The sequence below is a fragment of the Streptomyces sp. NPDC003379 genome, assembly GCF_053589195.1.
This window is the reverse complement of the sequence record NZ_JBSFRK010000015.1, coordinates 1-11,781: the sequence shown is the minus strand read 5'-3', so window position 1 is coordinate 11,781 and position 11,781 is coordinate 1. Positions and strand designations below refer to the sequence as shown.

The window sequence follows — 11,781 nt, the reverse complement described above, 5'->3', positions numbered from 1 at the left end:
GCCGGGAGAGCCGTTCCCACGAGGCCGCGCACCCGGCCCTACTTCGCGCGGGCCGCCGTGCCGAGCACGACCCCGCCGAGGATCAGGCCCATGCACAGCACCTGGAGCCACCCCATCGCCTCGCCGAGCAGCGCGAAGGAGAGCAGGGCCACGCAGACGGGCTGAAGGTAGTAGATGACCCCGGCCCGAGCGGCGCCGATGATCGAGATGGCCTTGTTCCAGGCGAAGAAGGCGATCGCCGACGACACCACGCCCACGTAGAGGAGCGGGGAGACCGTACCGACGGTCGGTTCGAAGCCGCCCTGCATGACATAGCTGGCCACGAAGACCGGCAGCAGCATCAGCGCGCCGAGCACGAACGTCGAGAAGAGGAAGGGCAGTCCGCCGATCGCCGCGGGCCTGCGCTTGAGGAGCGCGCTGTAGGAGCCGAACGAGAGCGCCCCCGCGATCACCCACAGGTCACCGACTGCGAAGTCCATGGCGAGGGAGCCCTTGCTGACCAGGAGCAGTACGCCGGCACAGGCGACGAGCATGCCCGCGACGCGGCGCGCGCCGAGCCGGACGCCGCCGACGCGTTCGTAGACGGCCATGAGGACGGGCGAGGCGGCCATGATCATGCCCATGTTGCCCGCGGTGGTCGTCATGCCGGCCTGGTTCACCAGGGTGTTGTAGACGGTGACGCCCAAGAGGGAGGCGAGGAGCAGAAAGCGGAGGTGCTCGCGGAGCAGGTGCCGCTGCCGCCAGGTCTCCCGCGCCGCGAACGGCGCCACCGCCGCGATGGCGATGATCCAGCGCCAGAAGGCGTGCTGGATGGGCGGGACGGTGTCGTGCAGGGCGCGGGAGGTGACGAAGCTGCCCGACCAGACGACGGTGGCGAGGGCCGCGAGGGCGAGGCCGACGCCGATGGGGCGCGCGACGTTCGCCTTGGCGATCGGCGCGATAGGCGCGATAGGAGCAATCGGCGCGATAGGGGCGGGGGTCCGGTCGAGGACGGCCACGAGGTATCCCTTGCCTCTCTCCCCGGCGACGCGGGGGGTCTCGGTCATGTGCGGACCACCGTCGCACCCCGAATCCCATCACGTCCATCGAAATTTTCATCCCTTTGTGTGAAGGAGAACTGAATGATCGAGCGACCGACGCCAGGGCAGGCCCACCCTCACGGGGCCACGCCCCACTCCCCCAGCCCCGCCGCCACCGCCCCGGCATCCGCTTCCTCCGCGGCCCACGCCACATATCCGTCGGGCCGCACCAGCACCGTCGTGCGGCGCGCGCTCGCCCAGTGCGCCGACACCGCGCGCCCCTCCGCGTACTCCACGCCCTGAGGGGCGATCAGTACGAACTCGCCCGCACGCAGGGCTTCGTAGAGCCGCCCCTCCTTGAGTGCGACGTCGGGGGCCCGGCGCCCGACGAGGCGGTGGGCGCCCTTCGGCGCCGGGTAGCCGAGGCCGATGCCGGTGATCTGGCCGACCGCCCTGGTCCGCACCGGACGCACGTGGTTCACGACGGCGGCGAGCGCGGCACGCGCGGCCAGCGTCCACGGGCGCTTGGCCATCGCGAGCCTGACGAGCCCGCCGCTGCTGCGCAGGACCGCTCTGCCGACCGGGTGCCGCTCGGCCTCGTAGCTGTCCAAAAGGCCGTCCGGGGCTCGGTCGCCGACGGCGGCGGCCAGCTTCCAGCTCAGGTTCGCGGCGTCCTGCAGCCCCGTGTTCATGCCCTGCCCGCCGGCCGGGGAGTGGACATGCGCGGCGTCCCCGGCCAGGAAGACCCGCCCCACGCGGTATGCGGGCGCCTGCCGCTCGTCGCTGTGGAAGCGGGACATCCACCGGGCGTCGTGCATCCCGAAGTCGCGGCCGAGCGCCTGCCGTACGACGCTCCGGACCTCGTCGAGGGTGAGCGGCTCGCTGTCGGGGACGTCGCGGGTGCGGTTCCAGCCGATGACGCGGTGATAGCCGTCGGCGAAGGGCGCGATGAAGGCGAAGGCGTCACCGACGGTGTTGACGGTGAGCAGGGTCGGGGGCTTCTCGGCGAGCTTGACGTCGGCGAGGAAGAGCGAGCGGATGACGGACTTGCCGGGGAAGGGCAGTCCGACCGCCCGGCGCACCCCGCTGTGCAGGCCGTCCGCGCCGACGGCGTAGGCGGCGCGCAGGGCGCCCGACTCGCCACCGGGACCGCGCACTTCGAGCGTCACGCCGTCCGTGTCCTGGGTGAGCCCCGCGACCTCGGTCTCGTACGCGAACCGCACCCCGGCGTCGGCCGCGCGCCGCTCCAGGACGCGTTCGACCTCGTACTGCGGCAGGACGAGTACGTGACGGAAGCGGGAGGGCAGGTTCGCGAGGTCGAGCGTGAGGCGGCCGAAGAGGCGGAGCCTGTCGAGCGGCTGCCCTTTCGCCTCCAGCTCGTCGGCGAGGCCCCGCGCGTCGAGCTGCTCCAGGGTGCGGGCGTGCACGACCATCGCGCGGGAGAGGTTGCTGATGCCGCGCGCCCGCTTCTCGACGAGGGTGACGGGGACACCCGCGGCGGCGAGGTCGCACGCGAGGAGCAGCCCGGTGGGGCCGGCGCCCACGACCGCGACGCCGCGCTCCCTCCGACTCCCGCCCTCGCTCTCGGTGGTGCCGTCGTACTCAGTGGTGCCGTCGTACTCAGTGGTCGTACCGTTCATGGCCGCCTCCTGATGCCGATGCCAACACCCGTTGGTCAACGCTTGTTGGCCAACGTAGGACCGCCGCTATGGACTGTCAACAGGTGTTGGCATACGTTTGTTGGCATGACCGAGAACGCTCCCCTCGCCCCCGCGTCCGACGCGCCGCCCCGCCGCTCCGACGCCACCCGCGCCGGCATCCTCGCGGCGGCCCGCGAGCGGTTCGCCGCCGACGGGTACGAGCGCGCCACGATCCGCGCCATCGCCAGGGACGCGAACATCGACCCGTCGATGGTCATGCGCTACTACGGCAACAAGGAGGGCCTCTTCGCGGCCGCCACCTCGGTCGATCTGCGGATGCCGGATCTCACGCGGGTGCCGCGCGAGGATGTGGGACAGATCCTCGTCGGGCACTTCCTGAACCTCTGGGAGGACGCGGGCGTGCTCACCGCGCTGCTGCGCGTGGGCATCACCAATCAGGCGGGCGCCGAGCGCATGCGGAAGATCTTCGCCGAGCAGCTGCTGCCCGTCGCGCGCGAGGTCTGCCCCGATCCGGACGCGGCGCCGTCGCGGGCCGCGCTCTGCGCCGCGCAGCTGATGGGCCTCGCGCTGACGCGGTACGTGCTGCGGTTCCCGCCGTCGGCCGCGCTGACGCGGGAGGAGATCACGGCCTGGCTGGCGCCGACCCTCCAGCGCTACCTGACGGCCGAGCGGCCGTGAAGGTGTGGGTCAGCCCTGCTTCTGCTGCTTGCGGGACTTGTCGCCGACCATCACGAGGCCCGCGATCACCAGGAACAGCACGATGGGCGCGGCGACATAGAGGCCGAGCGTTTCGATGACACTCAGGCGGGGGGCCGGGTCGTCGCCGTCGTCGCGCGTGAGCGCGAGCGCGGGGGACGACATGAGCAGCATCATCAGCGTCGTGCCGGAGGCCAGGGCGCCGGCGCGCAGAGCGTTCTTCTTGTCCACGGTGCCAACGTAGCGAACTCCTAAACGGACCGCGCGCCCGGGGGTGCCGTACGGGACGTGTCGCGCTTCTCCCCGGCCTGCCGGAAGACTGCCATGAGCGCGTGCAGGCGCGGGGAGGCGGCGAGGTCCTCCAGGGTGACGGGGCGTCCGGTGGCGTCGGCGATCGGCAGGCGCCAGTTGGGGTACTGGTCCCAGGTGCCGGGGAGGTTCTGCGGGCGGCGGTCGCCGACCGCGTCCGGCAGCCAGACGCCGATCATGCGGGCCGGCGTGGCGAGCAGGAAGCGGTGCACGGCCCGGATCTCGTCCTCCTCGCAGCCCATGCCGCCGGGCAGCATGCCGAGCCGCGAGAGCAGGCCCAGCCATTCGCGTACGTCGGCGGCGGCCTCGGACTGCTCCTCCGCCAGGGGGCGGGTCAACAGGCCGAGGTCGTGGCGGAGTCGGACGTGCTCGCCGGTGAGGCGGGCGGCGGTCGGCGGCAGGTCGTGCGTGGTGGCGGTGGCCACGCAGTCCGTACGCCAATTCGCGGCGGGCAGCGGGCGGCCCGTGCCGTCCCAGTCCCGTTCGAACCAGAGGACCGAGGTGCCGAGCACGCCGTGTTCGCGCAGCGTCTCGCGCACGCCGGGCTCGACGGTGCCGAGGTCCTCGCCGATGACGAGGGCGTCGGCGCGGTGCGCTTCCAGGGCGAGTACGGCGAGCATCGCCTCGGCGTCGTACTGGACGTACGTCCCTTCTGTGGGGTCGCGCCCCTCGGGGACCCACCAGAGACGGAACAGTCCCATGACGTGGTCGATGCGCAGGGCGCCCGCATGCCGGAGCAGGCCGCGTACGAGGGCGCGGTAGGGGGCGTAACCGGATGCGGCGAGGCGGTCCGGGCGCCAGGGCGGCAGGCCCCAGTCCTGGCCGCGCGCGTTGAACGCGTCCGGCGGGGCGCCGACGGTCATGCGCGGCGCGAAGTGCTCCTGCTGCGCCCAGGCGTCGGCGCCGCCGGGGTGTACGCCGACCGCGAGGTCGTGCACCAGGCCGATGTCCATGCCCGCCTCACCGGCGGTGCGCTGGGCGGCGGCCAGTTGCGTGTCGGTGAGCCAGGCGAGGCGGCAGTGGAAGTCGACGCGGTCCATCAGCGCGCGCCGGGCGCGGGCGGTCGCGGGCGAGGACGGGTCGCGCAGGGGGGCGGGCCAGGAGTGCCAGTCCGGGCCGTAGGCCTCGGTGAGGGCGTACCAGGTGGCGTGGTCCTCCAGGGCGGTGCCCTGTTCGGCGAGGAAGGCGTTGTAGGCGGCGCGGCGACCGGGGCCGAGAGGGACCTCGTGGAGCAGTTCGAGGGCCTCGCGCTTGAGGGCCCAGACGGCGTCGCGGTCGATCAACCCGCCCTCGCCGAGGACCGCCTCGCGCAGCCGCTCGGCCTCGCGGCGCAGGGCGTCCACCCGGTCGCGGGCCTCGCCCGTCAGGTGGGCGAATTCCGGGACGGCCTCGATGCGCAGGTGCACGGGGTCGGGGAAGCGGCGGGAGGAGGGGCGGTACGGGGAGGGGTCGCCGCCGGGGCCGTCCGGCGGGCTCGGCACGGCGGCGTGCAGGGGATTGACCTGGACGAACCCGGCGTTCAGGGCGTGGCCGGACCAGGCGGTCAGCTCGGCAAGGTCACCGAGGTCGCCCATGCCCCAGGAGCGGCGGGAGAGGAGGGAGTAGAGCTGGACGAGGAGCCCGTGACTACGGGCCGCCGGGGTTTTGATCCGGCGGGGGGCGGCGATGAGGTGGGCCCGCGTCTGTCTGCCGTCGCGGCTCTGTACGAGGATCGTGTGGACGCCCGACGGCAACGTCACCCCGGGCCCCGGCCCGGCCCCTCCGCCGCTCCGCGACGGGCTCTCCCACCCATCCACCCGTTCACCCGGCGACTCCGATGGCTGGGTAGGAGCGGCGGGCGAGGCACCCGGCGGTGATGGCTGCTGGGCCGGTGCACGCGGGTGGGGAGGCGGCTCGGCCGTCTCCCACTCGATTACCTCGCCCCCTTCCGTCTCCACCCGTACCCGCGCCCCCCGCGGCAGTCCCCCGAGAGCCGCCACCTCGGACAGTGGTTCGTCCGTCCAGGCGACCACCGTCGGGGGCAGGAGGCGCTCGGACAGGTGCGTCTCGCGCTCGGTGAGGGCGGCGCGGATCGCGTCGGGGGTGCTCGCGTCGACGCCCAGCGCGGCGAGGGCCGCGACGACCGCGGCATCGGAGGCAGGGAGGGTGCGCCCCGGAGACGGGGAGTAGGAGGTGGCGACGCCGTACGAGGCGGCCAGCCGGGAAAGGGCCATCAGACCCCCATGGAGTCCAGGCCCGAGGCCATGCCGGTGGCGGTGGGCTCGCTGGTGAGCGGGGCGGCGTCCGTGAGGGGCGGCTCGCTGGTGAGCGGCGCGGCGTCGGCGAGCGGGGGCTCGCTGGTCAGGGGCGGCTCCAGGCAGCCGCAGGAGCAGGAGCCGTTCAGGCCGGAGTCGGGGCTGGAGACCTGGCCCGAGAAGGGGGCGGGCACCTGTTTGGAGAGGGCGGAGAGCAGAAGATTGGCGGCAGCGGCCACGTGGGAGCTCCTTGTCAGGGGGGTGGGTCACGGCAGCCCTACCCACTGCGCGGGGCCGCAGACGTATAGGTTGCACCAACGTGACCCTGGTCACAATCGATCCACCCGGGCGGGAGTTGTTCCCCCAGGGCCCTCCACGCCCCGGAAGATCGGGCTCCGGACCCGCGCCCGCCGGGAAGATATGCGCCGCGCGAGGGCATCCCGGGCCCCCGCGCGGACGACCCGGAACCCTCCGGTCCGCGCAAGTTCCACAGAGAACCCCTCACCCCTCCTTCACTTTCGTTTCACTTCCGTTGACACCCTTGCCGCCTCAGTGGTGGGCTCACTGCCACATGTGACGTCAGGGGTCCCAGGGGCCCCGAAGACGGCCCCGGGGAACGAGGACCGGAGAACAGGGAGAGGGCGGCGTGCAGTTGCGGCGCAGGAAAGGCGCGGTCGCCATCGCGGTCGCAGTCATCGCGGGTGCGCTCGGCGGCGCGCCCGGCGTCCTCGCGGCCCCGGGTGCGCCCGGCAGGCCCGGCGTTCCGGCCACGTCCCCGGACGGCGGCATCGGCGCCGACGACCGCAGAACCGACTCCGCACTGCCGTCCGTCTGGCCGCGCCCGCAGTCGATGAGCGCCGCGGGCAACGCCGTCACCGTGGGGGACGACGTCGTCCTCGTGACAACAGGCGACAGCAGGAGCCACAAGGACAAGGGCAGCGACTCGGACCCGTACGACACATACGACACGTACGACCCGTACGACCCCTACGCCCTGGACGCCCTCCGCACCCTCCTCCACGACGCCGGCGCCCGCCGCGTCACCGAGGTGCGCGAAGGCGACCCGCTGCCCGCCGGGAGCACCCTCGTCGTCCGCGCCGGAGGCCCCGGCGCGGACCGGGCCCTGCACGCCCTCGGCGCACGCGAGCGCGGCGATCTCCCCTCGGGCGGTTACCGCCTGGCCGTCGGCCGCCTCGACGGGCGGGACACCGTCGCCCTCGCGGGAGCCGGCGAGGACGGCCTTTTCCACGCGGTGCAGACCCTGCGGCAGCTCACCGGCGAGGCGAGCGGGGCGAACGGGGCGAACGGGGCCCGGCACCGGACACTCCCCGGCGTACTGATCCGCGACTGGCCCGGCACCGCCGTACGCGGCCTGACCGAAGGCTTCTACGGCACCCCCTGGACTCACGAACAACGCCTCGCCCAGCTCGACTTCATGGGCCGCACCAAGCAGAACCGCTACCTCTACGCCCCCGGCGACGACCTCTACCGCCAGGCCCGCTGGCGCGAGCCCTACCCGGCGGACCAGCGCGCGGACTTCCGTGCCCTGGCCGCGCGCGCGAAGGCCAACCACACCACGCTGGCCTGGGCCGTCTCCCCCGGTCAGGCGATGTGCATGTCCTCCGACAAGGACATCAGGGACCTCACCCGCAAGATCGACGCGATGTGGGCGCTGGGCGTGCGCGCCTTCCAGCTCCAGTTCCAGGACGTCAGCTACAGCGAGTGGCACTGCGAGCGGGACGCCGAGACGTTCGGCAGGGGCCCGAAGGCCGCCGCGAAGGCGCAGGCCGAGGTGGCCAACGCCGTCGCCGCGCACCTGGCCGAGCGCCACCCGGAAGCGAAGCCGCTCTCCCTGATGCCGACCGAGTACTTCCAGGACGGCACGACCGAGTACCGCGCGGCGCTCTCCGGCGACCTGGACCGCCGTGTCGAGGTGGCCTGGACGGGCGTAGGCGTGGTCCCGAAGACCATCACCGGGCGCGAACTGGCGGGCGCCCGCGAGGCGTTCGGCCCGCACCCGCTGGTGACGATGGACAACTACCCCGTCAACGACTTCGCGCAGGACCGTATCTTCCTCGGCCCCTACACCGGCCGTCAGCCCGCCGTCGCCACCGGCTCGGCCGCCCTCCTCGGCAACGCCATGGAGCAGCCCGCCGCCTCCCGCATCCCGCTCTTCACTGCCGCGGACTACGCCTGGAACCCCCGCGCGTACCGCCCGCACGAGTCCTGGCTCGCCGCGATCGACGACCTCGCGGGCGGCGACCCGAAGGCGCGGGGCGCGCTGCGGGCCCTCGCCGGCAATGACGCCTCTTCCGTGCTCGGCGCCGACGAATCGGCGTATCTGCGGCCCCTCATGAACGACTTCTGGCGTGCGCGTACGACGACGGACCGGGCCGGGACCGACGGTTCCGCGAAGCGTCTGCGCGCCGCGTTCGGCGTGATGCGCGAGGCGCCGCGGCGGCTCTCCGGCAGCGCGCTCGACGGCGAGGTGCGCCCCTGGATCGAGAAGCTGGCGCTGTACGGCGAGGCCGGTGAGCGGGCCGTCGACATGCTGCGCGCCCAGTCGCTCGGCGACGGCGCGGCCGCCTGGCGCGCCTCGCGCGAGCTGACGAAGCTCCGCGAGGAGCTGAAGGAGGCGAGCGGCGTCACCGTCGGCGAAGGCGTGCTGGACCCGTTCCTCATCCGGGCGCAGAAGGCGTACGCGACCTGGGCGGGTACCGACGGCGAGCGCGCCTCGGACCACGCGACGGCCCGGTTCGGCCGCGACCGCACGCTCGCGGCGGTCACGGCGCTGACGGATCCCGGCAGCAAGGGCAGCGTCGAGGTGCACGTGCCGGGCAGGGGCTGGCAGCGCGTCGGCGCGCTCTCGGAGAGCGGCTTCACGGAGATCGACGTCACCGGGTCCGACGGCCAGGGCACCGGCAACGGCCTGCGTGCCGACGCCGCCCGCGTCGCCCTCACCGGCGGCACGGTCCGCCATCTCGTCCCCTGGTACGCGGACTCCCCCGAAGCCCGCCTCTCCCTGGCCCGCACCGAGGCCGACGCGGAGATCGGCGGGAGGCCGCAGCGGGTCATGGCGAAGCTGCGCTCTCTGCGCCCGGGCAGTGTGCGCGGGAGGCTCGAAGCCAAGGTCTCCAAGGCCCCCAAGGGCGTCGAGGGCATCGAGGTGCGGGTGCCCGCGTCGACCACGCTGCCGCGCGGCACGGAGGTCGAGGTGCCGGTCGACATCACCGTCCCGGCGGGCACGCGTTCAGGGACGTACGAGATTCCGGTCACGTTCGGCGACGAGACCCGGACGGTGTCGGTCCGCGCCTTCCCGCGGACGGCGGGCCCGGATGTGGCGCGCGGCGCGAAGGCCTCGTCGTCCGGCGACGAGACGGAGGACTTTCCGGCGTCGGCTGCCAACGACGGCGACCCGTCGACGCGCTGGTCCTCGCCGGCGAAGGACGGCGCGTGGTGGCAGGTGGAGCTCGCGGAGCCGGTCAGGCTGGGGCAGACCGTGCTGCGCTGGCAGGACGCGTACGCCGCCGGGTACCGCGTGCAGACATCGGCCGACGGCAGGACGTGGCGCACGGCGGCGACCGTGAAGGACGGCAAGGGCGGCCGCGAGGCGATCCGTATGGACGCGCGTGAGACGCGTTACATCCGCGTGCAGGGCGACAAGCGGGCCACGCGCTTCGGCTACTCGCTCTGGTCGGTGGAGGCGTACGCGGTCGCCGACGAGTAGCGACCGCGCACGGCATCCGCGTACGAGCCGTACGTACGCAGGAACAAAGGCGTACGCACGTACAACAAAGGCCCGGATCGATTGCTAGGCGGAAATGCCATCGATCCGAGCCATCGCGTCGTCCGCGCCGAACGGCTGCAAGTACGGCAGCCAGCGCGGATCCCTATGTCCGGTCCCGATGATGCGCCACGCGAGGCCCGAGGGCGGCGCGGGCTTGTGCCGCAGCCTCCAGCCGAGCTCCATGAGATGCCGGTCGGCCTTGACGTGGTTGCAGCGGCGGCAGGAGGCCACCACGTTGTCCCAGGCGTGCTGGCCGCCCCGGCTCTTCGGAATGACGTGGTCGACGCTGGTTGCGACGCCACCGCAGTACATGCACCGACCGCCGTCGCGGGCGAACAGCGCCCGCCTGGTCAGAGGAACGGGCCCCCTGTAAGGGACCCGGACGAACCGCTTGAGGCGGACCACGCTGGGTGCGGGGACGGTGCGAGTCGCGCTGTGCATGAAGGCGCCGGATTCCTCGAGGCAGAGAGCCTTGTTCTCCAGGACGAGGACGAGCGCGCGGCGGAGCGGTACGACGCCGAGAGGCTCGTACGACGCGTTGAGGACCAGGACATGCGGCACGGATGCCTCCTTGTACGCCGGCGGCGCGTGGCTCGCGCCGGGACGATCTGGCTGTCAGTCTCCCCTCATGCCTGGTCGTAGCGCCACCATGTGCCGGTAACGGGCTCGAAGTGTTTTCGACCACAGCGGCGCCGTACCGGCACGTCATCTGGTTCTTGCCCAGGTGAGCACCGTCTCTCCCTCGAACACGACAACGATCCACACACAATGCCCCGTTAGTGTGGTGTGTCTGCCCGGTCCCCCCGGTCCCCCCGGTCCCCACGTCGATGGCTTCTCATGAGTCCTCGTCCGCCGGGCAGGCCGCGATACCTGGAGGTACCTGCCGTGCTCTTGTCCGTCCTGTCGGCAGCCGGAACGGACCCGGACGACACGCCGAAGCCGAAGCCGCCCACGTTCGAGGACGCCCAGGAGAGCGCCACGAACGCGGCGAGCTGGGTCGAGCAGAACTGGTCCGCGTGGCTCGGCATCGGCCTGCGCATCGTGCTGATCATCACGATCGCGATCGTCCTGCGCATCCTGGTCCGGCGCGCCATCACCAAGCTCATAGACCGCATGAACCGCACGGCGAACGCCGTGGACGGCACGGCGCTCGGCGGGCTCCTGGTGAACGTGGAGCGCCGCCGCCAGCGCTCGCAGGCGATCGGTTCGGTCCTGCGTTCGGTGGCGTCGTTCCTGATCCTCGGCACGGCCGCGCTGATGGTCCTCAGCGCCTTCGAGATCAACCTGGCCCCGCTGCTCGCCTCGGCGGGTGTGGCGGGCGTCGCGATCGGCTTCGGCGCCCGCAACCTCGTCACGGACTTCCTCTCCGGCGTCTTCATGATCCTTGAGGACCAGTACGGGGTCGGCGACACGATCGACGCGGGTGTCGCCTCCGGCGAGGTGATCGAGGTCGGCCTGCGCGTCACCAAGCTGCGCGGCGACGACGGCGAGATCTGGTACGTCCGCAACGGCGAGGTCAAGCGGATCGGCAACCTCTCCCAGGGCTGGTCCACGGCGGGCGTCGACGTGACGGTCCGCCCCGACGAGGACCTCGACAAGGTGAAGGCGGTCCTCACGGAGGTCGGCGAGGCCATGGCGAAGGACGAGCCGTGGAACGAGCGTCTGTGGGGCCCGGTGGAGATCCTCGGCCTGGACAGCGTCCTCCTGGACTCCATGGTGGTGCGCGTCGCGGCGAAGACGATGCCGGGCAAGGCCCTGGGCGTCGAGCGGGAGCTGCGCTGGCGCATCAAGCGGGCGTTCGACGAGGCGGACATCCGCATCGTGGGCGGCCTGCCGCTCTCCGCCGAGGAAACGGCCGCCGCCCCTGACCCTTCGGCGGGCGTGGCGGCCCCTTCCGCCTACGCCTCGGCGACGTCCCCCCAGTCCCTGGCGACGGCCCCGATCACGCCGCCTCCGCCGCCGCCGAACCTGGCGAAGTAGTCCTTATAGCTCGTACGTCGGTGGGGGGGGGCCGGGGTGTGGTGGGGGGGGCCCCCCCCCAAGGGGGGGGCGCCCGCCGGGACAACAGACACCAC

Annotated in this window: 9 protein-coding genes; 3 read left to right on the top strand and 6 right to left on the bottom strand. The window is 72.8% G+C overall.

Annotated features, from left to right (window positions below; all coding sequences use genetic code 11):
* Window positions 1-38: 38 nt before the first annotated feature.
* A complete protein-coding gene (locus tag ACWDVB_RS16570) occupies window positions 39-1,046 on the bottom strand; it encodes a DMT family transporter (protein ID WP_451518033.1) in 1,008 nt (335 codons plus the stop codon).
* Window positions 1,047-1,156: 110 nt separating this feature from the next.
* Window positions 1,157-2,659: an FAD-dependent monooxygenase gene (locus ACWDVB_RS16565; protein ID WP_451518034.1), complete on the bottom strand. Its 1,503-nt coding sequence runs from the start codon at window positions 2,657-2,659 to the stop codon at window positions 1,157-1,159.
* A 105-nt stretch (window positions 2,660-2,764) separates the two neighbouring features.
* Here ACWDVB_RS16565 and ACWDVB_RS16560 point away from each other — a divergent pair, with 105 nt between their 5' ends.
* Window positions 2,765-3,358, top strand: coding sequence for a TetR/AcrR family transcriptional regulator (locus tag ACWDVB_RS16560; protein ID WP_451518035.1), 594 nt, complete (start codon window positions 2,765-2,767; stop codon window positions 3,356-3,358).
* A 9-nt stretch (window positions 3,359-3,367) separates the two neighbouring features.
* Here ACWDVB_RS16560 and ACWDVB_RS16555 read toward each other — a convergent pair whose 3' ends face one another.
* The 3 genes from ACWDVB_RS16555 to ACWDVB_RS16545 are packed head-to-tail and all read right to left on the bottom strand — an operon-like array spanning window position 3,368 to window position 6,158.
* Window positions 3,368-3,607, bottom strand: coding sequence for a hypothetical protein (locus ACWDVB_RS16555; protein ID WP_451518036.1), 240 nt, complete (start codon window positions 3,605-3,607; stop codon window positions 3,368-3,370).
* A 20-nt stretch (window positions 3,608-3,627) separates the two neighbouring features.
* Window positions 3,628-5,898 (bottom strand): 4-alpha-glucanotransferase, encoded by a 2,271-nt coding sequence (gene malQ / locus ACWDVB_RS16550; protein WP_451518037.1) that lies wholly within the window; start codon window positions 5,896-5,898, stop codon window positions 3,628-3,630.
* Window positions 5,898-6,158, bottom strand: a complete 261-nt coding sequence (locus ACWDVB_RS16545) for a hypothetical protein (protein WP_451518038.1) — start codon at window positions 6,156-6,158, stop codon at window positions 5,898-5,900. Before ACWDVB_RS16545 ends, malQ begins: the two co-directional genes overlap by 1 nt.
* Window positions 6,159-6,565: 407 nt before the next feature.
* On the opposite strand from ACWDVB_RS16545, the gene ACWDVB_RS16540 reads away from it, so the two are divergent.
* Window positions 6,566-9,646, top strand: coding sequence for a beta-N-acetylglucosaminidase domain-containing protein (locus tag ACWDVB_RS16540; RefSeq protein WP_451518039.1), 3,081 nt, complete (start codon window positions 6,566-6,568; stop codon window positions 9,644-9,646).
* 84 nt (window positions 9,647-9,730) lie between these two features.
* Here ACWDVB_RS16540 and ACWDVB_RS16535 read toward each other — a convergent pair whose 3' ends face one another.
* A complete protein-coding gene (locus ACWDVB_RS16535; RefSeq protein WP_150184145.1) occupies window positions 9,731-10,267 on the bottom strand; it encodes an HNH endonuclease in 537 nt (178 codons plus the stop codon).
* A gap of 276 nt (window positions 10,268-10,543) precedes the next feature.
* On the opposite strand from ACWDVB_RS16535, the gene ACWDVB_RS16530 reads away from it, so the two are divergent.
* Entirely contained in the window at window positions 10,544-11,686 is a 1,143-nt protein-coding gene (locus ACWDVB_RS16530) for a mechanosensitive ion channel family protein (RefSeq protein WP_451518040.1), read from the top strand.
* Window positions 11,687-11,781: the final 95 nt, after the last annotated feature.